17 protein-coding genes and 1 tRNA gene are annotated in these 21,874 nt (G+C 54.2%); 12 read left to right on the top strand and 6 right to left on the bottom strand.

The genetic code is table 11. From position 1 onward, the window contains the following. Window positions 1-2: 2 nt before the first annotated feature. A complete protein-coding gene (thrC, locus tag EKD02_RS02160; RefSeq protein WP_126341583.1) occupies window positions 3-1,316 on the bottom strand; it encodes a threonine synthase in 1,314 nt (437 codons plus the stop codon). A gap of 36 nt (window positions 1,317-1,352) precedes the next feature. Next, on the bottom strand, window positions 1,353-2,315 hold the full coding sequence (locus EKD02_RS02165) for a homoserine kinase (RefSeq protein ID WP_011890862.1): 963 nt from the start codon (window positions 2,313-2,315) through the stop codon (window positions 1,353-1,355). A 214-nt stretch (window positions 2,316-2,529) separates the two neighbouring features. Between EKD02_RS02165 and atpA the strand changes: the two genes are divergently transcribed. From atpA to EKD02_RS02195, 6 genes are all read left to right on the top strand, one after another. Further along, the gene (gene atpA / locus EKD02_RS02170; protein ID WP_011890861.1) at window positions 2,530-4,110 is read left to right on the top strand and encodes a F0F1 ATP synthase subunit alpha; all 1,581 of its coding nucleotides are present in this window, start codon (window positions 2,530-2,532) and stop codon (window positions 4,108-4,110) included. Between the two features lie 51 nt (window positions 4,111-4,161). Further along, on the top strand, window positions 4,162-5,037 hold the full coding sequence (locus tag EKD02_RS02175) for a F0F1 ATP synthase subunit gamma (protein ID WP_126341581.1): 876 nt from the start codon (window positions 4,162-4,164) through the stop codon (window positions 5,035-5,037). 200 nt (window positions 5,038-5,237) lie between these two features. Then, window positions 5,238-7,697, top strand: coding sequence for a bifunctional aspartate kinase/homoserine dehydrogenase I (thrA, locus tag EKD02_RS02180; RefSeq protein ID WP_126383594.1), 2,460 nt, complete (start codon window positions 5,238-5,240; stop codon window positions 7,695-7,697). Between the two features lie 16 nt (window positions 7,698-7,713). Next, complete coding sequence (locus EKD02_RS02185; protein WP_126383596.1) at window positions 7,714-9,000, top strand: CinA family nicotinamide mononucleotide deamidase-related protein; 1,287 nt, start codon at window positions 7,714-7,716, stop codon at window positions 8,998-9,000. An 83-nt stretch (window positions 9,001-9,083) separates the two neighbouring features. Further along, window positions 9,084-10,928 carry a DNA mismatch repair endonuclease MutL gene (gene mutL, locus EKD02_RS02190; RefSeq protein WP_126383598.1) on the top strand — a complete coding sequence of 615 codons (1,845 nt, stop codon included), beginning with the start codon at window positions 9,084-9,086 and terminating at the stop codon, window positions 10,926-10,928. A gap of 58 nt (window positions 10,929-10,986) precedes the next feature. After that, window positions 10,987-11,062, top strand: a tRNA-Arg gene (locus EKD02_RS02195). A gap of 65 nt (window positions 11,063-11,127) precedes the next feature. On the opposite strand, the gene EKD02_RS02200 is transcribed toward EKD02_RS02195, so the two are convergent. After that, window positions 11,128-11,553, bottom strand: a complete 426-nt coding sequence (locus EKD02_RS02200) for a c-type cytochrome (protein ID WP_126383600.1) — start codon at window positions 11,551-11,553, stop codon at window positions 11,128-11,130. A gap of 90 nt (window positions 11,554-11,643) precedes the next feature. On the opposite strand from EKD02_RS02200, the gene mtgA reads away from it, so the two are divergent. Beyond that, window positions 11,644-12,456: a monofunctional biosynthetic peptidoglycan transglycosylase gene (gene mtgA, locus EKD02_RS02205; protein WP_126383602.1), complete on the top strand. Its 813-nt coding sequence runs from the start codon at window positions 11,644-11,646 to the stop codon at window positions 12,454-12,456. 97 nt (window positions 12,457-12,553) lie between these two features. Here the strand turns inward: mtgA and rd are convergent, their stop codons facing one another. Next, entirely contained in the window at window positions 12,554-12,721 is a 168-nt protein-coding gene (rd, locus tag EKD02_RS02210; protein ID WP_011890854.1) for a rubredoxin, read from the bottom strand. 136 nt (window positions 12,722-12,857) lie between these two features. Further along, entirely contained in the window at window positions 12,858-13,664 is an 807-nt protein-coding gene (dapF, locus tag EKD02_RS02215; RefSeq protein WP_126383605.1) for a diaminopimelate epimerase, read from the bottom strand. Window positions 13,665-15,528: 1,864 nt separating this feature from the next. Between dapF and EKD02_RS10435 the strand changes: the two genes are divergently transcribed. The 3 genes from EKD02_RS10435 (at window position 15,529) to EKD02_RS02230 (ending at window position 17,951) form a co-directional block, all read left to right on the top strand. Further along, complete coding sequence (locus EKD02_RS10435; protein WP_407923879.1) at window positions 15,529-16,272, top strand: hypothetical protein; 744 nt, start codon at window positions 15,529-15,531, stop codon at window positions 16,270-16,272. Between the two features lie 98 nt (window positions 16,273-16,370). Then, the gene (locus EKD02_RS02225; RefSeq protein ID WP_126383607.1) at window positions 16,371-17,132 is read left to right on the top strand and encodes a ferredoxin family protein; all 762 of its coding nucleotides are present in this window, start codon (window positions 16,371-16,373) and stop codon (window positions 17,130-17,132) included. 96 nt (window positions 17,133-17,228) lie between these two features. Next, on the top strand, window positions 17,229-17,951 hold the full coding sequence (locus EKD02_RS02230) for a polyprenol monophosphomannose synthase (protein ID WP_011890850.1): 723 nt from the start codon (window positions 17,229-17,231) through the stop codon (window positions 17,949-17,951). 5 nt (window positions 17,952-17,956) lie between these two features. Here EKD02_RS02230 and fusA read toward each other — a convergent pair whose 3' ends face one another. Continuing rightward, window positions 17,957-20,029, bottom strand: a complete 2,073-nt coding sequence (gene fusA, locus EKD02_RS02235) for an elongation factor G (RefSeq protein WP_126383609.1) — start codon at window positions 20,027-20,029, stop codon at window positions 17,957-17,959. A 178-nt stretch (window positions 20,030-20,207) separates the two neighbouring features. Between fusA and eno the strand changes: the two genes are divergently transcribed. Next, on the top strand, window positions 20,208-21,521 hold the full coding sequence (gene eno / locus EKD02_RS02240) for a phosphopyruvate hydratase (protein ID WP_126383611.1): 1,314 nt from the start codon (window positions 20,208-20,210) through the stop codon (window positions 21,519-21,521). Between the two features lie 22 nt (window positions 21,522-21,543). Then, a complete protein-coding gene (locus EKD02_RS02245) occupies window positions 21,544-21,849 on the top strand; it encodes an FtsB family cell division protein (RefSeq protein ID WP_011890847.1) in 306 nt (101 codons plus the stop codon). The last annotated feature ends 25 nt before the right edge of the window (window positions 21,850-21,874 follow it).

Raw genomic sequence — 21,874 nt, forward strand, 5'->3', positions numbered from 1 at the left:
ATTTATGTGTCAAGCCCGTTGAGGAAGGACGAAAGATCGCGAAAATCGGGATTGATGAGGGTTGACTCTTTTTTGAGATTGAGACAGGATGCAAGCCTCTCGGGAACATCCACTTCTTCTTGAAGGGCGTCCTGCATCGCCTCACGAAATTTTGCCGGGTGCGCAGTGGAGAGGACAACTCCGGGGCTGCTGCTTCCACTCTTCATCCGGTACTTTTCAAGGGCGGCAAAGCCGACTGCGGTATGAGGGTCCATGAGATAATCGAACCGTTCTCTTGAGTTTCGGATTGTTTCCATGGTCTCCTTGTCGGTGATACTGATGCCTGTAATGTCAGCGGCCATTGCTTCACGGCTGTCGCCGTAGAAATGGCGGAGTCGTGCGAAATTGCTCGGGTTGCCAACATCCATGGCTGTTGACAGGGTCCTTCTGGTTGGGCGTGGCTCGTACCGGCCCTCTTCAAGATAGCGTGTCACGCTGTCGTTAGTATTGGAGGCGGCTATGAAATGGCCAATGGGGAATCCCATCCTCCTTGCCAGGACGCCTGCCGTGAGGTTGCCATAGTTTCCGCTTGGTACGGAGAAGAGAGGTTTTTCGAGGCCGTACTGCCGCTTCAGCTCCAGTGTTGCCCATGCGTAGTAAAATGACTGTGGAATCAGTCGTGCAATGTTGATGGAGTTGGCTGAGGTCAGTGTGTGGCGCATCCTGAGTTCAGGGTCGACAAAAGCCTCTTTGACAAGCCTCTGGCAGTCGTCAAAGTCGCCCCGAACCTCAAGCGCATGAACATTGCCGCCAGCGGTTGTGAGCTGCTGTTCCTGAAGACGGCTTACCTTGCCTGAAGGGTAGAGAATGACGACGCGGGTGTTGGCGATACCATGAAAACCCGATGCCACTGCGCTGCCGGTGTCACCGGAGGTTGCCACAAGCACGGTAATCAGGCGGTGGTCCTCGGCGGCGAATCTGCCGGTCAGGCGGCCGAGAAAGCGGGCACCGTAATCCTTGAAGGCGAGGGTCGGTCCATGGAACAGTTCCTCAACAAAGGTGGACCCGTCAAGAGAGATGATGGGGGTGGGGAAATCGTAGCATGAAGCAACGAGATCCTGCAGGATGTCGGGGGGAATCTCCCCTTCGATGAATTTTTTAGCTATGGCCAGCGCAATGTCGCTGAAGCCGGCACTTTCAAGCAGCGAAAGCTCCCCCGATGAAAATGTCGGGATTTCAGAGGGGACATAGAGCCCGCCGTCGGGGGCCAGCCCCTCAAGGGTTGCCCGTTTTATAGAGACCGGTGTCGAGGCTTTGCTTGTGCTGAAGTAGATCATTGATTGAGCTGTCAAAGTTCAGGTATTGGGCGCGTCTTAGAGAATCCTGGCTCCCTCTCTGCATATCGGTGACACCCACATGTCCGACTTGAGGCTTTTTTTGGAGGCGAGGAAGGCTTTCTGCATGGCTTCTCCTGCTGCATGAGCAGTTTCGGCGGAATCGGAAAAAGCAAAAATAGAGGGACCTGAACCGGCAATGCTGCAGCCGAGAGCTCCGGCATTGAGGGCGGCCTCTTTGACTTCGGCAAATCCGGGAATCAGCGGAGCCCGTTTGGGCTCTGCAACCACATCGACCAATGAGCGACCGACCAGAGCGTAATCAGAAGTGAGCAGCCCGGCAACCAGTGCCCCTACATTGCCCCACTGGCGGGTTGCATCTTTAAGGGTGATATCGGTCGGCAGGACAGAGCGGGCGAACGAGGTCCTCAGTTCCGTATGCGGGTGAACCAATGAGCAGAAGAGCTTTTCAGGCGGGGGAATGACAATGAGGTCCAGTGGAGTGTAGCTTCTGATGAGGACGAAGTTGCCGAGAATTGCCGGTGCGGCATTGTCGGCATGGGCTGATCCGCAGGCAACCCGTTCTCCTTCAATTGCGAAGTGTACCAGTTCCATTTTGGTGCATGGCCGTCCGAGCAGTTCATTGGCTGCTGCAAGTGCGGCCGCGGCACTGGCTGCGCTGCTTCCCATGCCGCTGCTGAGGGGCAGGTGTTTTTTCAGTTCAAGGGAAATATGACCGGTGCAGTCCTGTCCCTTATGGGTGCGAATGTGCTCGAGGAATTTGAGGACAACGAAGCTTGATGTGTTTTTGCGGGGGTCAAGAGGTAGTTTGCCGCCATCACCCGAAATGGAGGATATGGTGACAGGGCACCCGGTGTGCTTGCGTTCGGAGCGGGTGAGTATTACCTCATCCCCCGGTTCGGTAATGGCAAACCCGAGTATGTCAAAACCGCAGGCTACATTTCCGACGGTTGCTGAAGCGAATCCCCTGACTGATTTCATACCGTTTTCGAAAGATGCAGAATTCCTGTTGTTTCTTGCCTTGGGCGGACTGTCGGAAAAACTTAGCTGTTCAATTAACGAGAGAGTGCTTGAATAACTAAAAGCTTTTCGTTAAATTTGGCTTTTATTTTTGGAAAGGTAAGAGCACCCGCCTGATTTCAAAAGAAGGTAAGCAGAATCTTTCTCTTTTCTTAACATACCAAGCGGAAAACATATGTCTACAACAGTCAGGCCTGATGAAGTTTCATCCATACTTCGCAAGCAGCTTGCCGGCTTTGAGTCCGAAGCGGAAGTTTATGATGTGGGAACCGTGCTGCAGGTTGGTGACGGTATTGCCCGTGTCTACGGTTTGTTAAAAGCAGCCGCAGGCGAACTGCTGGAGTTCCCCCACAACATCATGGGCATGGTTCTCAACCTTGAAGAAGACAATGTCGGCGCTGTCATGTTCGGCGCATCCAACGCCGTGAAAGAAGGAGATACGGTCCGCCGGACAGGCATTCTCGCATCTATTCCTGTTGGTGAGGCAATGCTCGGCAGAGTCATCAATCCTCTCGGTGAGCCGATAGATGGCAAGGGCGCCATTGAAACATCAATTCGTCTCCCTCTTGAGCGCAGGGCCCCCGGCGTCATCTACCGTAAGTCGGTGCATGAGCCGCTTCAGACCGGCCTCAAGGCAATCGACGCCATGATCCCTATCGGCCGTGGCCAGCGTGAGCTTATCATTGGTGACCGCCAGACAGGAAAAACAGCCGTTGCGCTTGATACCATCATCAACCAGAAGGGCAAAGGGGTCTACTGCATCTATGTTGCCATCGGCCTGAAAGGTTCAACCGTCGCCCAGGTGGTCAATACCCTTGAGAAGCACGGCGCAATGGAGTATACCACTGTCATTTCTGCAACCGCGTCAGATCCTGCGCCGCTGCAGTTCATTGCTCCGTTTGCCGGCGCGGCACTTGGAGAATATTTCCGTGATACCGGCCGTCATGCACTGGTCATTTATGATGATCTGTCCAAGCAGGCGGTTGCCTACCGTCAGCTTTCCCTTCTGCTCCGTCGTCCCCCGGGACGCGAGGCCTACCCTGGCGATGTGTTCTTCCTTCACTCCCGTCTCCTTGAAAGAGCGGCGAAGATCACTGACGATATTGAGGTCGCCAAAAAAATGAACGATCTTCCGGAGGCTCTCAAGCCGATGGTGAAGGGTGGCGGAAGTCTGACAGCACTCCCGGTCATTGAGACCCAGGCGGGTGATGTGTCGGCATACATCCCGACCAATGTGATTTCCATCACCGATGGGCAGATCTTCCTTGAGTCGAACCTTTTCAACAGTGGTCAGCGTCCTGCAATCAATGTCGGCATCTCGGTGTCGCGTGTTGGCGGTGCGGCTCAGATCAAGGCAATGAAAAAAGTTGCCGGTACCCTGCGCCTTGACCTTGCCCAGTTCCGCGAGCTTGAAGCGTTCTCCAAATTCGGTTCCGATCTCGACAAAACCACCAAGGCGCAGCTTGATCGTGGTGCCCGTCTGGTTGAAATCCTCAAACAGGGTCAGTATATCCCGATGCCTGTTGAAAAACAGGTCGCAATCATCTTCCTCGGTACCCAGGGTCTTCTTGACGCCGTTGCTGTTGACCATATCAGGAAGTTTGAAGAGGATTTCCTTGCCATGCTTGAGCTCAAACATCCCGAAATCCTGAAATCCATTGAGGAGAAGGGTTCGCTTGAGCCGGATACGGCAAACGGACTGAAAGAGGCTGCGGCTAAATTCATCATCACCTTCAATGAGAAGGCAAAGGCCTGAGAAATTCGGGTGGAGAGGTGTTTACGATAATTCATTAACGACCCGTACTACATGCCTACATTAAAGGATATACGAGTTCGAATCAAGGGTGTGACTTCAACGCAGCAGGTGACCAAGGCAATGAAAATGGTTGCCGCTGCCAAGCTGAGGCGGGCACAGGAGAGGGCTGTCATGGCCCGCCCCTATGCCGCCAAGCTCAGCGAAATGCTGGGGTCGCTTTCGGCCAAGGTTGATACATCGGAAAATCCGCTGCTTTCCGGTCGCTCTGAAGTCCGTGGCGCGCTGGTTATTCTGATTACCTCCGACAGGGGGCTCTGCGGTGGCTTCAATACCAATATCATCAAGGTTGCCCAGAGAGTGGTCAATAACGAGTACGGTGAACTGAATGCGGCCGGTCGGCTCAGCATGATCTGTGCTGGAACCCGTGGTTTTGACTTTTTCCGCAAACGGGGATACACTATACTGAAAGGCTATCCTTCAGTTTTCCAGAACCTTGATTTCTCGACCGCTCAGGAGATTGCCGAGACGGCTTCCTCCATGTACCTCAAGGGTGAGGTCGACAAAGTTGTTGTGGTCTACAACGAGTTCAAGTCAGTGCTTGCGCCGGTGCTGAAAGCCGAGACACTCCTTCCCATAAGCTCTGAAGAGAATGAGGGTGATACGGGAGGCGATTATATCTATGAGCCTTCTCCCTCTGCCATCATCAGCGAGCTGGTGCCGAAGCATCTCAATACCCAGGTGTGGAGAATGATGCTGGAGTCCAATGCAGCCGAGCAGGCAGCGAGGATGACCGCCATGGATTCGGCTACCGAAAACGCAAAGGAGCTTCTCCGCACGCTCAACATCAGCTACAACCGTGCACGGCAGGCTGCCATCACCAAAGAACTGAGTGAAATCGTGGGTGGCGCGGATGCATTGCAGAACTGACCGGGTATACCGTCTGAGTTCCTGATAAAAAAGCGCCCGTTTCCGGGCGCTTTTTTTATCCGTTCAACTTCCTGCCACTGAGGGAACGGTAGGGCTCAAGAGATTTGCTTTTTAGGCCGAAATGGCTGAACTTCTTTTTTCTGTTTTTTCAAGGGGCGTGGCCCTTTCAGACAAAGGTAAACCAAGGTATTCAAGGGAGCATGAAAATATATAAGTTCGGGGGGGCCTCGCTCTGTTCGGCCGACCGGATCAGGAAGGTCTCACAGAGTATTGCCAATGCACTGCAGAATGACGGGCTGGTGGTTGTTGTGTCGGCCCTGAAAGGGGTGACAGACCGTCTGCTTGATACCGCCCGCAGGGCATCGAAGGGTGATGCCGGTTACAGGACGCTCTCTGGTGAGCTTGAAGGGTTTCATCTCGGTATTGTTGATGAGTTGTTTTCGGCGGCACCATCCCGAGAACTTTCGGAGGCCATGAGGCGTGAGCTTGACGAGCTTCACGACATTCTTCATGGGATTTTTCTGCTCCGTGAACTTTCCGACAGGAGTTCGGCAATGGTGCAGAGCTTCGGAGAGCGCTTCTCTGCGCTGATTGTCTCCTCCTGGCTCAATTTCTGCGGCATTGCCGCCCAGAGGGTTGACGGCCGTGAACTGATTGTGACCGACGGAGCATCTCTTGATGCCAGAGTTGATACGGCCATGACAAAGGAGAAAATCAATGCCCGCCTTCCGCATGGCGGTCCCCTTGCTGTTGTGACCGGCTTTATTGCCGCTTCCCCGGATGGCCTGCTCACCACTCTTGGCCGTGGCGGCTCCGACTATACGGCAACTCTTCTTGCCGCATCGCTGGGTGCTGACGAGGTCTGGATCTGGACTGATGTTGACGGATTTTTCAGTGCTGATCCCAAGAGGGTTCCTGATGCATGCCCTCTCCCCTATATCAGCTATACGGAGGCAATGGAGCTCTCCCATGCCGGCGCCAGAATTCTTCATCCGCTTGCAGTCCAGCCTGCCATGAAGGCGGGCATACCTCTTGTCATCAAAAACGCCTTCAATCCCGCCGCACCCGGCACACGGGTTGAGGGGGAGGTGAAGGACGATCAGGCGCGCCGTCGGCAGGTAACGGGGCTGACCTCAATCAACAAGGTGGCACTGCTGAACCTGTCGGGCAGCGGCATGGTTGGCGTGCCCGGCATAGCTTCGCGCCTCTTTACCTGTCTTGCACGCCACCGGATCAACATTATTTTCATTTCGCAGGCTTCCAGTGAGCAGTCCATCAGCCTTGCCATCAGCCCGTCGCAGGCTGCAGGTGCACGGTCGGTTCTTCAAGAGGAGTTTCGTTCGGAAATCACCGCACGCCAGATAGATTCCATTTCGGTCCGCAGAAATCTCTGTATGATTGCCGTTGTTGGCAACAATATGTCGGGGCACCCCGGTGTTTCAGCAAAACTGTTCGAGACACTCGGTAAAAACGGCATCAATGTCATCGCCGTTGCCCAGGGAGCCAACGAGATGAACATCTCCACGGTTGTTGAAAGCCACAATGAAGACAAGGCACTCAACTGCATTCATGAGTCGTTCTTTCTTTCCCGCCGAAAGGTTCATCTCTTTCTTGCCGGGACCGGTACCATTGCCAAGAGCCTGATCGGCCAGATAGGTGCCCACCGGATGACGCTCCGTGATGCGCAGAATCTGGATGTGGTTGTGGCCGGCATGGCCAATACCCGAAGTATCGCATACGCCGAAGAGGGAATAGATCTTGAGCATTGGCAGGATGCGATGCGTCCCCGGGAAGGCTTTGAGGGTATCGGGGGGTACCTTGACTTTATAAGGGAGAAGAACCTTCACAACACAATTTTTGTTGACTGTACCGCTTCGGCTGATGTTGCTGCCCTCTATCCCGAGCTGCTCAATTCAAGCATCTCAGTTGCCACGGCCAACAAGCTCGGCATGGCCGGCTCGTGGCCGCTTTACTCCTCCATCAGGGAGGCTGAGCGGGAAAGCACGGCGCGCTTCCTTTATGAGACCAATGTGGGCGCAGGGCTGCCGATCATCAATACCCTGAATGACCTGAAAAACAGTGGAGACCGGATACGAAGCATCGAGGGGGTCCTGTCGGGAACCTTGAGCTTCATTTTCAATGAATTGCGCAGAGGCGGACGCTTTAGTGACATTGTACGGAAGGCGAAAGAGGCGGGTTACACTGAGCCCGATCCGCGCGATGATCTTTCCGGAGCGGATTTTGCCCGCAAGTTTCTGATTCTTGGCCGGGAGCTCGGCTTTGAGCTTGAATACAGTGATGTGGTTTGCGAAAGCCTTGTTCCGGAGGGGCTTCGGGGAGAGATGTCGACCGACGAGTTCCTTCAGCGTCTCGGGGAGGTTGATGGAGGATATGCTGAGGCAATGGAAAAGGCCTCCCTGGAGGGTATGACCATTTCCTATACCGGGGAAATCCGGGACGGAAAAGCCACTATCGGCGTCAGGCAGGTTCCTCTCACAAGCCCGATTGCCGGCCTCAATGGCTCCGAAAATATGGTAGTCTTTACTACCGATCGGTATCTCGAGACTCCGCTTGTCGTGAAAGGACCCGGTGCCGGGGGAGAGGTGACTGCGGGTGGCGTGTTTGCCGACATCCTTCGCCTTGCCGGCTATCTTGTTTAGCGGGATGCGGGCCCACATGATGCATGCGGAAATTGTTTCGATAGGCGACGAGCTGCTCAAGGGGCAGCGGGTTAACACCAATGCGGCGTCAATTGCCGCGATGCTTTCGCTTGAGGGCGTTCCCGTCCGAAGAATTACGGCCTGTTCCGACCGTGAGGAGGAGATGCAGGAGGTGTTTTCCGAGGCACTCGGTCGCAGTGAGCTGGTGCTTGTGACCGGTGGGCTGGGTCCGACGCGAGACGACCGGACCCGCAATGCCGTTTTGAAGCTGCTCAACCGGGGGCTCACTCTGGACCCGGGATCCCTTCGCGAAGTTGAGTCGAGAGTCTTCGCCCGTGGGCGGGAGATGACGGAGCTGATGCGCAGTCAGGCGATGGTGGTTGAGGGGTCTCTTGCTATACCGAATACAAAGGGGACTGCGGCAGGCATGATCCTCAACTGTGGCCCCCGCTTCAGTGAGCGCCATCTGGTGCTTATGCCCGGTGTTCCTGTGGAGATGCAGGCGATGATGGAGGGTACTGTACTGCCATGGGTAAGGGAGCGCTCCGGCACTACTATCATTCATACCCCCGTCAAGACGATAGGTGTGGGTGAAGCAACGCTTGCGGAAATGATAGTGTCTGTGGAGGATGCCCTCCCTGAAGGAACCACCGTTGCCTACCTTCCCCATGGCGCAGGAGTGGATGTGATGGTCAGCACCATTGCGGAGGCCAGAGAGAGGGCTGAAGAGGACAACGCTGCCGTTGCAGGAGCCATAAGCCGGCTTGCAGCAGAGTTTGTCTATGCCGTCGGTAACCGGAGTCTTGAAGAGACCATTCTTGATATGCTCCGCGGGCAGCAGGAAACCCTTGCCATTGCCGAGTCGTGCACCGGCGGGCTGGTGGCCAGCCGGATAACCGATGTGGCAGGTTCCTCCGGGGTCTTTACTGGAGGTTTTGTTGTGTACAGCAACATAGCCAAGGAGGTGCAGCTTGGCGTCAGCCCGGGCCTGCTTGATGCGTTTGGCGCGGTCAGCCAGGAGGTTGCCAGGGCCATGGCGTTGGGCTGCCTGAGACGGAGCGGGGCCACCATTGCCATTGCTACTACTGGCATTGCTGGTCCCGGAGGCGCAACCCCCGATAAGCCTGTTGGTATGCTTGCTCTCGGGCTTGCCCGCCGGACTGCCGGCAGTCAAGGGCCGCATGTTGAGTCATCCGTTCTCTACATGCATGGCGACAGGCATCAGAACAAGCTCCGTTTCAGTCAGGCAGCGCTCCGGATGCTCTGGGAAGCGCTCCGGCGATCCGGCTCTTCGTCGGAATGAGAAAATATGGTGGATTTCTTCGGGGGAAAAGAGCAGGTTATTGATAAGTTGGAGTACATTTGATTCATTCAGGAGAAAGGAGAATGGCAGGTATTGCCCGGTTGCCCGAGAGTGTAGCCAACAAGATTTCCGCCGGTGAGGTGGTACAGAGGCCGGTTTCTGTTGTCAAGGAGCTGTTGGAGAACGCTATTGACGCCGGTGCCGATAGAATAAGCGTCATCATCAGCGATGCGGGCAAAGAGCTTGTCCGGATTGTTGACAATGGCTGCGGTATGGAGCGTGACGACGCATTGCTGAGTGTGGAGCGGTTTGCGACAAGCAAAATCCGGGGCGTTGAAGACCTTGAAGATCTCTCCTCCCTCGGTTTCAGGGGAGAGGCGCTTGCCAGCATTTCCTCGGTATCGCATTTTGAACTCAGAACTGCTGTCGAGGGGAGCCCTCTCGCCCTCAGTTTCCGGTATGAGGGGGGCGTGCTTGTTGAGGAAGCCCGGGTACAGGGGGAGCGGGGAACCTCTATCAGCGTCCGTAACTTATTTTACAATGTGCCCGCACGGCGCAAGTTTCTGAAATCGAACGCCACCGAGTACGGTCATATCTATGAACTGGTCCGCTCGTTTGTTCTTGCCTGCCCCGAGATTTCATGGCAGATGGTCAATGATGGCGAAGAACTCTTCAATTTCAGGACTCCTGACCTCAATGAAAGGTTGGATTTCTTTTATGGAAGCGGCTTTGCCGAGAGCCTTGTTCCGGTTACCGAAGAGAATGACTACATCTCCATTCGGGGATTTATCGGCCGGCCGGCACTGCAGAAACGCCGTCGTCTCGACCAGTATTTCTTTATCAACCGCCGATTGGTGCAGAACAGGATGCTTTCGCAGGCATTGCAGCAGGCCTACGGTGAACTGCTTGTTGAACGGCAGGCCCCGTTTGCTCTGCTGTTTTTTGAGATGGACCCCTCCCGTATTGATGTGAATGTACATCCGGCAAAGCTTGAGGTGCGCTTTGAGGATGAACGAAGTGTCCGCAACATGTTCTATCCCGTCATCAAACGAGCGGTACGCTCCTATGACTTTTCTCCGGACCTTGCATCGGGTGAATTGCCGCCTCTGTCGACCCGGTACCCTTCCCCCAGCCCCATTGCATTTCAGGATGTGGCGGAGCCGGCGGTGACCAAGGGTGAGCTGTATCGCAATTATCGTGAAGGGGCTTTCAGTACTTCGCGTCCTCCAGCCAATCTTCCTGAAGGGTTTCAGGAGCAGCTTTTTTCGCCGCCCGAGCCTCCGGCCGGTTTTGTGGGAACCGCTTCACTTGCAGGCTCAGGCGGTAATGAAGATGAGGTCCCACTTGGGGATGCGGTTGCCGAGGTGAAAATCTGGCAGCTCCACAACAAATACCTGATCTGCCAGATCAAGACCGGACTGATGATTATCGACCAGCATGTTGCCCACGAGCGGGTGCTCTATGAGCGGGCTGTCGATGTCATGGAAACAAGTGTTCCGAATTCCCAGCAGCTGCTTTTCCCCCAGAAGGTGGAGTTGCGGCCGTGGGACTGGGAGATTTTCGAGGAGATCAGGGACGATCTCTACCGGCTCGGTTTCAACCTCAGCCTGTTTGGCAGCCGCACGGTCATGATTGAGGGGGTTCCCCAGGATGTCCGGCCCGGGAGCGAAGTGAGCATACTGCAGGATATGATTGCCGAATACAGTGAAAACGCATCAAAGCTCAAGCTGGAAAAGCGCGACAATCTTGCAAAGTCATATTCCTGCCGCAATGCCATCATGACCGGGCAGAAGCTGTCGCTCCAGGAAATGCGTTCTCTGATAGACAGTCTTTTTGCAACCCGTGATCCCTACTGCTGTCCGCATGGCCGTCCGGTCATCATCAAAATGACTCTTGGCCAGCTTGACCACATGTTTGGCCGCAAGTAGCTCCGGGGCGTTCTTGTTTCTTTATGGCAAAGGTGCTAAATTCACGCCTGAAGGTTACACCCTTGTAGCTCAGTGGATAGAGCAACAGTTTCCTAAACTGTGGGTCGGCAGTTCGAGTCTGCCCAAGGGTACCAGCCAGCAAGAGCCCGGAATGCTCTCCGGGCTTTTTGCATTCAACTTATGCCTGGCGCAGCACTGGCTACTGGCAATCAGCGTTTCCCTGCTGCTTTTTCCCTTTGCCTCCGCCCTGACTTCTCCCTCCCCAGGGTTGATCCCATATCCATTCCGCAACAGCATTCAGCTCTGTATCACTCAGGCCGGGCATTGGCGGCATGAGGCCGAAGCGCTCTATGGCGTCTGGGTCAACAACGGATTTTTCTCTGGACGGTGCTTTGAGAAAATTCACCATAGATGCAACTCCCGAGGTTTTTGAACTGAATTTCTGGCGGTACCTTCCCGCTATCGGCCCGATGGGAGGAGCGGTTTTAGGAGGGGGATTGATGGTGTGGCAGACGCTGCAGTTTCTTGTGAATACGGCCCGTCCATCGGGTTCGGCAGCATCGGCGTTCTGCAGAAGTGAGGCCGACAGCAGGCCCGCCATGGCGAGCAGAAGTGTGTGTTTCATGACTGAAGACTCCTCCGTTTTGGTGAATTATGTCATACATTTCCATTCAGCCCCTTCATAAAAAATGTAGTCCAAAAAACCCATTGACCAATGAAGTTCATCCGAAATAGTGCCGTTCTTGTTGTTCTTTTCTTTCTTCTCGACATTCTGCGATACTTCATCCTTCCTGATGTTTCGTCACTTGAAGGTACCAATCCTGAAAAGACCGCCTTCATGGAGTACCGCCAGAAAGCATGGAAAAATGCCGGATGGGCTGACCGTCGAGTGAGTTATGAGTGGGTGCCGCTCCAAAAAATTTCCGGCAACCTCCTCAAGGCAGTGCTGATTGCCGAAGACGACAAGTTCTGGCAGCATGATGGATTTGACTACGAGGCGATGGAGAGAGCTCTTGAAAAAAACCTGAAAGAGCGAAAAATCACGATGGGAGGAAGCACCATCAGCCAGCAGCTCGCAAAAAACCTGTGGCTTTCCCCCTCGAAAAACCCGATCCGCAAACTAAAGGAGGCCATCCTTACCTGGCGCATCGAGCAAGCGCTGAGCAAGAAGCGGATTCTTGAGATCTATCTCAATGTGGCAGAGTGGGGGGACGGTATTTTTGGTATTGAAGCAGCCGCCCGTCATTACTATGGCACTAGCGCTGCCGGCCTTACTGCGGTTCAGGCCTCCCGTCTTGCCGCCGTTCTTCCCAATCCGATCCGCTGGTCGCCTACCGGCGGCACCCGCTATGTCCGAAACCGATCAGCCATCATATACAGGGTCATGGTCCGCCGCGGAATTGTGCTGCCGGGGTATCGGGAGATGACGGGCCGGGAGCCTGATGCGGTGAGTGTCGATACCCTGAAGCGCGGAGTTCCTGAGTTCCTTATTGACCAGGCGCTCTGGCCTGAGCGCAAGGCCCCATGAGTTTTGTTTTCTTCCCTGTTTCAGTACGAAAAAAGCGAAACGCCATACTGAGTATTGCGTTTCGCTTTTACTGGCAGTGCCTGTTCAGCCGGTATCGCTATTCGCCGCTGTAGGGCTCGAAGAGAGTTTTGTCAACGCCGCACACCGGGCATACCCAGTCATCGGGAATATCTTCAAAGGCAGTTCCGGGTGCAACGCCGCTGTCGGGATCGCCGACTTCGGGATCATACACATAACCGCATGGTACACAGACCCATTTTTCCATAATCATGTTCTCCGTTTAGAGCGTTGTATTGAGATAGTGAGCTGACCGCCTTGGGTCGCTGCAGAGAAGATAAATAAAAATCGAGTGTAAAAAGTTCACAAACCAGTTCATTCGCCTTCTTCCGTTTGTGCGCTCCTCAGCTGGAAGTTGTCGTTCCGCGGTAAACGATCCGCGCCGGCCCTGTGAGAAAGATCTCTTTCATGTCACTGCTGAAACGCACCTCAAGCGTGTCGCCGCTCTGTACCCGTACCTGTATTGTGGTGGCGGGAGTCATCCCGAGGCGGTGGCTCATGAGGGCGGATGCAACTGCGCCCGTCCCGCAGGCCAGGGTTTCATCCTCGACTCCCCGCTCAAAAGTCCGGAGGCTGATGCTGTCGGGAGCGGTGACCTCAATGAAGTTGACATTGGTACCTCCCGGGAAGAGATCTGTCCTGTGGCGCACCTCGCCCCCCCGTCCCACTACATCAACACCGTCAAGTCCGGTTGTGTAAAAAATGGCGTGCGGTGAGCCGGTATCAACAAAATGGCAGGCTCCACCGCCCGTTTCTATGTTGTCACGGAACCCTTTGGGCTCAAGCATCTGGAGACGGACAGTTTCTGACGCGGTAATCCAGGCCCGGTAGGGATTGCCTCCCGCCTCAAACCGGCATCCTCCATCCTGTTCAAAAGGAATGCCGATGCTGTGGGCAAACCATACGGCCGCCCGGCCGCCATTGCCGCACATGCTTCCCGGATGCCCATCGGCATTGTGATACTTCATCATGAAGTCTGCCGAGGCCGATGGCTCAATGAGAATCAGCCCATCCGCCCCGATACCGGTCCTTCTCCGGCACATTCCGGCAATTTCCTGCTGGCTGAGAGAGATGGTGAGGTTGCGGTTGTCAATGACCACAAAGTCGTTGCCTGCTCCTGAAAGCTTGCTGAATGGAATCTCCGCTGTCATGAAATGTTTCTCCTCAGGTTAGTTCACATCGGGCCTCTTCCTGATGCCCTGAATTTTCGTGCCACATCTGAAACAGTAGCTTTCGTGCTTTATAATAAAACAATAGCCCGGCAATGGCGGGGCAAAAATATTTATTATTAAACTTTTTTTCTTATTTTATTTCCTAATGCGCCAGACATGCCTGTTTGTTGTAATAGCACTGCCCGGCAGTGCGAGTCAGGTGTTCTGCAGCCACAGCACTGGAAGTACGGTTCACGGTATTGCCGTGGGCTGGTAGTGAGGTATCACTGACTTGCTTCATTGTTATCGCGTAGTCCGGAGGTGAAGGGCAGTCGGGACGGTAACGGGTTTATTTTTTGGTTTCTTCAACCTGAAATATGTTCAAAAAAAGGAGAGAAATACAATGGCTGAACAAGTGAATCCGGCCGGAGCCGTGCCAAAAGCGAAGGTTCCGCCTCCTAAGGGGAACGCTCCATCTCCTAAAGGTGACGGGACTTCCGGAGCTCCCTCCGTCATCAAGGAGCAGGATGCCGCCAAAATGAGGCGCTTTCTTTTCCAGCGCACTGAAACCAGAACGACCAAGTGGTATCAGATTTTTGATACCGACAAGATTGACGACGAACAGGTCGTTGGTGGTCATCTGGCCCTTCTCGGCGTTCTGGGCTTCCTTATGGCCATTTATTATATCTCCGGCATACAGGTCTTTCCCGCCTTTCTTGGTGGTGGTCCCGGCTTCCATGACAACTGGTTCTATCTGACTATCAAGCCCCGTATGGTGTCGCTCGGTATTGATACCTACAGCACCAACACCGCTGACCTTCAGCAGGCGGCCACCAATCTTCTTGGCTGGGCGGCATTCCATTTTCTTTCCGGCTCCATTCTTCTGTTTGGCGGATGGCGTCACTGGACCCACAATCTGACCAATCCGTTTACCGGCCGTGCGGGGAACTTCCGCGATTTCCGCTTCCTCGGCAAGTTCGGTGATGCAGTTTTCAATGGCACAAGCGCAAAAACCTACAAGGACGCACTTGGACCACACGCGGTCTACATGTCGCTGCTCTTCCTCGGCTGGGGCCTGTTGATGTGGCTTGTCCTTGGTTATGCTCCTGTTCCTGATTTCCAGACCATCAATTCAGAGACCTTCATGTCTTTTGTGTGGTTTGCGGTTTTCTTTGCTCTTGGACTCTACTGGTGGAACAACCCTCCGAATGCGGCCATCCACCTCAATGACGACATGAAAGCGGCTTTCTCCGTCCACCTGACAGCCATCGGCTACATCAATATTGCCATTGGTGTCATAGCTTTTGTGGCTTTCCAGCAGCCGTCCTTTGCTCCGTACTACCAGGAGCTTGACAACCTTGTTTTTTACCTTTACGGTGAACCCTTCAACCGGGTCAGCTATGACTTCGTCCAGGAGGGAGGCAGAATTGTTTCTGGAAGCAAGGAATTCGCAGAATTCGCTCCTTTCGCAATTCTTCCGAAGAACGGGCAGTCGTTCGGGATGTCGAGGGTTGTCATCAATCTGATATCCTTCAACCACATCATCTGCGGTGTGCTCTATGTTTTTGCCGGCGTCTACCATGGTGGACAGTATCTCCTTAAAATTCAGCTCAACGGTCTCTACAACCAGATCAAGTCCATCTGGATCACCAAGGGCCGCGATCAGGAGGTTCAGGTCAAGATTCTCGGAACCGTCATGGCGCTCTGCTTTGCCACCATGCTTTCCGTCTATGCGGTCATCGTATGGAACACGATCTGCGAGCTGAACATTTTCGGCACCAACATCATGATGTCGTTCTACTGGCTGAAGCCGTTGCCGATGTTCCAGTGGATGTTTGCCGATCCGAGCATCAATGACTGGGTTATGGTGCATGTCATCGTTGCGGGTTCGCTCTTTTCGCTTATCGCGCTTGTCCGTATAGCATTCTTTGCCCACACTTCGCCTCTCTGGGACGACCTCGGGCTCAAGAAGAACTCCTATTCCTTCCCGTGTCTCGGCCCTGTGTACGGCGGAACCTGCGGCGTGTCCATTCAGGATCAGCTCTGGTTTGCAATGCTCTGGGGAGTGAAAGGTCTTTCAGCAGTCTGCTGGTACATTGACGGCGCCTGGATTGCATCGATGATGTACGGCGTACCGGCTGCGGATGCCAAAGCATGGGATTCAGTGGCAGGTCTGGCGCACCACTATACTTCAGGTATCTTCTATTACTTCTGGACAGAGACCGTGACGATTTTCTCCAGCTCGCACCTCTCCACTATCCTGATGATAGGACACCTTGTATGGTTCATCAGCTTTGCGGTATGGTTTGAGGATCGCGGTTCCCGTCTTGAAGGTGCAGATATCCAGACCCGTACCATCCGCTGGCTTGGCAAGAAATTCCTCGGCAGGGATGTCCAGTTCCGCTTCCCGGTTCTGACCATATCCGACTCAAAGCTTGCAGGTACATTCCTGTACTTTGGAGGAACATTCATGCTGGTATTCCTCTTTCTTGCCAACGGATTCTACCAGACTGATTCGCCTCTGCCCCCGACTGTGAGCGATGCTGCCGTCAGTGGACAGGCCCTGTTGACTCAGGTTGTCGACTATCTGATGAAACTGATAGCCTGAAGTGCATGAACATCCGGCCGGAGTGCCACAATCGCGCTCCGGCCGGATGCACTGAAAGGCAATAAGATTATTATGCAAATCAAGAGGAGGGTTTTCTGATGGCCGATCCTGTAAAACAGACGGGAACACCTAAGCCGCCTGCAGTCAAACCGGCACCAACGCCGGCAGATCCGACGGCTGTTGCGCCAAAGGCGCCTGCGCCCGCAGAGGGTGCTCCGAAGGCCGCAGCACCGAAAGCTGCAGCCCCGAAAACGGTAGCGCCGAAGCAGGCGGGAAAAGCCAGGCTTGAGCCGCTGAATGTCAATATCGGTCGTTGTGGGGTGGCTCAGGAGTCGGCCCTTCCCTATAAAAAGCCGGCAGCAAAAGTTGCTCCAAAACCCGCGCCCGGCGCAAAGCCGGTACCTGGAGCGAAGCCCGTTGCGGGTGCAAAGCCGGTACCTGGAGCGAAACCCGCTGCAGGCGGTGCCGCTGCAAAAGCAGCCCCGCCGGTTGCCAAGGCTGCCCCTGTTGCATCAGGAAAGCCGCCGCTGAAAAAAGCCGCACCAAGGCCGAAAAAGCATTATTTTATTCTGGAAAACCTCTGCGTTGGATGCGGCCTCTGTCTTGACAAATGCCCGCCGAAGGTCAATGCAATTGGATACAAGTTCTATGGTGATGTGCAGGAGGGTGGCTTCCGCTGTTACATTGATCAGGATGCATGTATCTCATGTTCGGCGTGTTTCTCTGCTGATGAGTGTCCATCGGGTGCCCTCCTTGAAATTCTTCCTGATGGTGAGACGCTTGACTTTACCTATACTCCTCCGGAGAGGATTGATTTTGACCTTCGTTTTCTTCACCGTTTTCACCGCGAGGTACGCTGAAGCAGGCAGAACGGCTCAACTGTTCATGAAAAAGCATTGTCATAAAGGGGCAATGCTTTTTTTTTGCATTCAGACCACAATCCACCAAAACACTCCATGAACCAGTCGCTTGTCATCATTCCGACTTACTGTGAAGCGAGGAATATCGGGCGCATGCTTGATGCTCTGCTCGCCCTGTACCCTGACGAACTTGATGTGCTGGTGATTGATGACAGTTCACCCGATGGAACCGCTGATGTGGTGCGCCAGAGACAGCAGGGCAATGCTTCCATAGCGCTTATTGAGCGTTCAGGAAAAATGGGTCTTGGCACTGCCTATCTGGCGGGCTTCCGATACGCCCTTGAGAGGGACTATCGGTTCATTCTTGAAATGGATGCCGACTTCTCTCATGACCCTGCAATGATATCTGCTCTTCTCAGGGAGGCTGAGTCGGCCGATCTGGTCATCGGTTCCCGTTATGTGAACAATACCGTCAATGTGGTCAACTGGCCTCTTGGGCGGCTGGTGCTCTCACGAATGGCAAGCATATATACTCAGCTTGTTACCGGTCTTCCTGTTGCCGACCCTACCGGGGGGTTCAAGTGTTTTCGTCGGGAGACCCTTGAAGCGATTGATCTCCGGCGCGTCAGTTCCCAGGGCTACTCGTTTCAGATTGAGATGAATTTCAGGGCCTGGAAACAGGGATTGATTCTTCGTGAAATCCCCATCGTTTTTGTTGACAGGACCGTCGGAGAGTCTAAAATGACGCGCCAGAACATCCGCGAGGCGGTATGGATTGTCTGGTGGCTGAAGCTGCGCTCCCTTCTGGGAGCGCTTTGAATCCCTCAGCCCTCTTTGTCTGCAATAAGCTGCTGAACCACCTCCATCGGTGCCTCTTCATAATGGCTGAAATTGTAGGAATATCGGGCCCGGCTCTGTGTCAGTCGTGTGAGTGAGTGATGGAAGTCATGCATTGCGGCTTCGGGCATCTGGGCCTTGATAATCTGCATCCGAACATCGGCTGCCATTCCGATGATTTTCCCCCGTCTTGAGGAAATGTCCCCTACAATTTCGCCGGTATACTGATCGGGCGCATGGACTTCGACACTCACAACCGGTTCAAGCACCATTGGTTTGGCTTTCTCGATTGCAGCCCTGAAGGCCAAACCTGCGGCAATTTTGAAGGCGACTTCGGAGCTGTCTACAGGGTGGTGCGAACCGTCGTATACCGCTGCTTTGAGGTCAACGACGGGATAGCCTGACAGTGGCCCCGACACGATGGCTTCGCGAAGACCTTTCTCAATTGCCGGAAGATAGCGGGTAGGCACAACGCCTCCTACGACTTCGCTGGAAAACTCAAAACCGCTGTTGCGTGCCAACGGGTCGAGGCGAAGCCAGACATCGCCATACTGGCCCCTTCCGCCCGACTGTTTCTTGTGGCGTCCCTGTGCGGAGGCCGAGACGCGGATGGTTTCCCGGTAAGGCACTCGAAGCGGGGCGGTTTCAACTTGAACATTGAATTTTTCGTGCAGGCGGCTCAGGATGATTTCAAGATGGGTCTCCCCCTGAGTTTTCAGGATTGTCTGGTTGAACTCGACCGAATGACCGATACTGAAGCTGGGATCCTCTTCATGCAGGTGGTGCAGTCCTGAAGAAATCTTTTCTTCGTCTCCCTGAGCCACCGGAACGATTGCCGTAGCCAGTACAGGTTCGGGAAAGACGATGGGGCTTATCCTGCAGTTCGTTCCCTTGTCTGAAAGGGTATCATTGGTATGCGCATCCTTCAGTTTTACCACCATTCCGATGTCGCCGGCAAGGAGGCTCTCGACAGGCTGCCGTTTCTCGCCAACCATGGTGAAAATCTGTCCGGGTTTTTCTGTCTGTCCTGTCTGAACATCCTGAAGCTCATGGCCGGATTCAAGGTGGCCTGAATAGACCCGCAGGTAGGATATCTCGCCAACTCTGGGCTCACTCATTGTCTTGAAAATGAAGGCCACGGTCGCCCCTTTCGGGTCGGGCTCAAGCAGTTGTTCGCTGTCGTCCGACCGGCACAGCGAGTGTTCGGGGCCTCGTTCAATCGGGGAGGGGAAGAGGTTCACCACCGCATTCAGAAGCCGTTCCGTTCCGATGAGATGGAGCGGTGATGTGCAGAAAACAGGGAAAAAGGTTCTCGATACCAGCGCGGTTTTGATGCCCGTCCGGAGTTCGTCTTCCGTGAGCGTCCCCTCTTCAAAAAAGCGTTCCATCAGTTCTTCATCTGTCTCTGCTACCGCCTCAACCAGTTGCTGGTGGAGTGATTCGGCGCGTTTCAGATAGAGGTCGGGAATCGCCGACACACTCATGCTTCCCGGGCTGTCAGGGTTGAACTCAAGCTGTTTCATGAGCAGCACATCAATGAGGATGTGGTGCCCGGGGCCCTCTTCAGCCGGAAACTGGATCGGGGTGACCAGATGGCCGAAATGTTCCTGCAGCTCGCCAATCGTGTCGCTGAATGCTGTCCGGTCGGCATCAAGTTTGGTGATGACAAAGGCGGTTGGTTTGTAATACTCTTTCGTATAGTCCCAGATTGCGTCAGTTCCGACCTCAACTCCGTTTGATGCGTTGACTGCAACAAGAACAGTGTCTGCCACGCGCATGGAGGCTTTGACATCGCCATGGAAGTCGAGAAGGCCGGGAGTGTCGATGATATTGATTTTGCAGCCATTCCATTTTCCGTTGACCAGGCTGCTGTTCAGGCTGTGCTTCCTTGCTATTTCGTCCGATGTGTAGTCCGAGAGTGTGGAGCCGTCTTCAATGTTTCCTGCCCTGGTGATGAGCCCCATGGTGAGGGCGAGCGACTCGGTAAGGATTGTTTTTCCGCATCCGGCGTGGCCGGTGATGACGATGTTCCGTATCTCAGTGGGCTGTGCTGGCTGCATGGCGTACTCCTTGTTAGAGAATGGTGTGTTGTCGCATTTTTGCTCAGATAAAAAAGTCCTGGTTGATAATTAACGAAAAAAAGAGCTTTTTGCTTCGCCTCCGGGGGTGAATTGCTCCGGAAAAAGGATATATTTTTGTTTTGAAAAACGGCCCTCCAAACCATTAAATCACGCCGCTATGCCTATTATCCGCAAGATACATGCCCGCCAGATTCTTGATTCACGAGGCAATCCGACCGTTGAAGTCGATGTCTACACTGAAAGCTCTTTTGGCCGCGCTGCGGTACCCAGTGGAGCCTCTACCGGCGTGCATGAGGCTGTGGAGCTTCGTGATGGTGATGCTTCAGTCTATCTTGGCAAGGGTGTGCTCAAGGCTGTGGAAAATGTCAATACCATTGTCGATGAAGGACTGAGAGGGATGCTGGTAACGGAGCAGGAGGAGATTGACCGCATGCTTCTCGAGCTTGATGGCACCCCGAACAAATCGAAGCTTGGCGCAAATGCGCTGCTTGGCGTTTCTCTGGCATGCGCCAAGGCTGGCGCCGAATATTCCGGCATGTCGCTCTACCGCTACATTGGCGGCACCATGGCCAATACGCTTCCCGTTCCAATGATGAATGTGATCAACGGTGGTGCGCATGCCGATAACACCGTCGACTTCCAGGAATTCATGATCATGCCGATCGGCTTCACCTCATATTCTGACGCTCTTCGCTGTGGCGCTGAAATTTTCCATGCCCTCAAAGCTCTTCTCAAAAGCCGCGGCCTTTCAACTGCAGTTGGTGATGAAGGCGGGTTCGCTCCCAATCTCACCTCCAACGAAGAGGCGATTGAGCTTGTTGTGGAGGCTATTGGCAAGGCAGGCTACAAAGCCGGTTACCCTGCTTCGAAAGGCGGCCTGGGTGAGGGTCAGGTGATGATTGCCCTTGATCCGGCAAGCTCCGAGTTTTATGATGCCGACAAGAAAAAATATGTCTTCAAGAAATCCGACAAGCGTGAGCTCTCCTCGGAGGAGATGGCGGCATACTGGGAGAAATGGTCCAACGACTATCCCATCATTTCCATTGAGGACGGCATGGCCGAGGATGACTGGGCTGGCTGGAAGATGCTGACTGACCGGATCGGTTCACGCGTTCAGCTTGTCGGCGATGATCTTTTCGTTACCAACAGTGTGCGCCTTGCCGAGGGAATTGAAAAGAAGGTTGGAAACTCCATTCTTGTGAAAGTCAACCAGATCGGCACTCTCACCGAAACGCTTGAGGCCATCGATCTTGCAAAACGCAACGGATATACAGCCGTCATCAGTCACCGCAGCGGTGAGACTGAAGACAGCACCATTGCCCAGATAGCGGTGGCTACCAATGCAGGCCAGATCAAGACCGGCAGCATGTCGCGCAGCGACCGTATGGCCAAGTACAATGAGCTGCTCCGCATTGAAGAGGAGCTTGGTGCGCAGGCCGTCTATCCGGCAGCAAAAGCCTTCAGGGTCTGAGCGGTTTCAGGGAGAACGCACTTTGAATGCATTCATCCGATGGGTTTGGGAGTATGTCCGCTCCAATCCAAAAAAGCTGATGGCAATTGCTATTGCCGTGATGGTGGTAGCCTTCATGCTTTTTGACGATTATGGTCTCTGGAAGCGGGTGTCAATGGAGGCGGAAAATCGCCGCCTCCTTGAGATTCAGTCGGATGCAGAGCGGCGGATGGTTGAGAATGAACTTCGCATCCGCAATGCCGGAAACCCCGACAGTGTCGAGAAAGCTGCCCGGGAGCGCTATAATTTCCGGCGTGAGGGGGAGAGACTCTACATTATCAAAAAATAACGGACCTGCCTCAACCGGGGCAGCT

The sequence above is a fragment of the Chlorobium phaeovibrioides genome (assembly GCF_003968655.1).
GTDB classification, from domain to species: Bacteria; Bacteroidota; Chlorobiia; order Chlorobiales; family Chlorobiaceae; genus Chlorobium; species Chlorobium phaeovibrioides.

Coding starts and splice junctions, on each gene's coding strand:
- EKD02_RS02185 (WP_126383596.1), top strand. CDS start 7,714: ATGATGCATGCGGAAATTGTTTCGATAGGCGACGAGCTGCTCAAGGGG.
- dapF (WP_126383605.1), bottom strand. CDS start 13,664: ATGACAGCGGAGATTCCATTCAGCAAGCTTTCAGGAGCAGGCAACGAC.
- EKD02_RS02165 (WP_011890862.1), bottom strand. CDS start 2,315: ATGAAATCAGTCAGGGGATTCGCTTCAGCAACCGTCGGAAATGTAGCC.
- EKD02_RS02200 (WP_126383600.1), bottom strand. CDS start 11,553: ATGAAACACACACTTCTGCTCGCCATGGCGGGCCTGCTGTCGGCCTCA.
- EKD02_RS02175 (WP_126341581.1), top strand. CDS start 4,162: ATGCCTACATTAAAGGATATACGAGTTCGAATCAAGGGTGTGACTTCA.
- eno (WP_126383611.1), top strand. CDS start 20,208: ATGCCTATTATCCGCAAGATACATGCCCGCCAGATTCTTGATTCACGA.
- EKD02_RS02230 (WP_011890850.1), top strand. CDS start 17,229: ATGAACCAGTCGCTTGTCATCATTCCGACTTACTGTGAAGCGAGGAAT.
- fusA (WP_126383609.1), bottom strand. CDS start 20,029: ATGCAGCCAGCACAGCCCACTGAGATACGGAACATCGTCATCACCGGC.
- EKD02_RS02225 (WP_126383607.1), top strand. CDS start 16,371: ATGGCCGATCCTGTAAAACAGACGGGAACACCTAAGCCGCCTGCAGTC.
- rd (WP_011890854.1), bottom strand. CDS start 12,721: ATGGAAAAATGGGTCTGTGTACCATGCGGTTATGTGTATGATCCCGAA.
- EKD02_RS10435 (WP_407923879.1), top strand. CDS start 15,529: ATGGTGCATGTCATCGTTGCGGGTTCGCTCTTTTCGCTTATCGCGCTT.
- mutL (WP_126383598.1), top strand. CDS start 9,084: ATGGCAGGTATTGCCCGGTTGCCCGAGAGTGTAGCCAACAAGATTTCC.
- mtgA (WP_126383602.1), top strand. CDS start 11,644: ATGAAGTTCATCCGAAATAGTGCCGTTCTTGTTGTTCTTTTCTTTCTT.
- thrA (WP_126383594.1), top strand. CDS start 5,238: ATGAAAATATATAAGTTCGGGGGGGCCTCGCTCTGTTCGGCCGACCGG.
- thrC (WP_126341583.1), bottom strand. CDS start 1,316: ATGATCTACTTCAGCACAAGCAAAGCCTCGACACCGGTCTCTATAAAA.
- atpA (WP_011890861.1), top strand. CDS start 2,530: ATGTCTACAACAGTCAGGCCTGATGAAGTTTCATCCATACTTCGCAAG.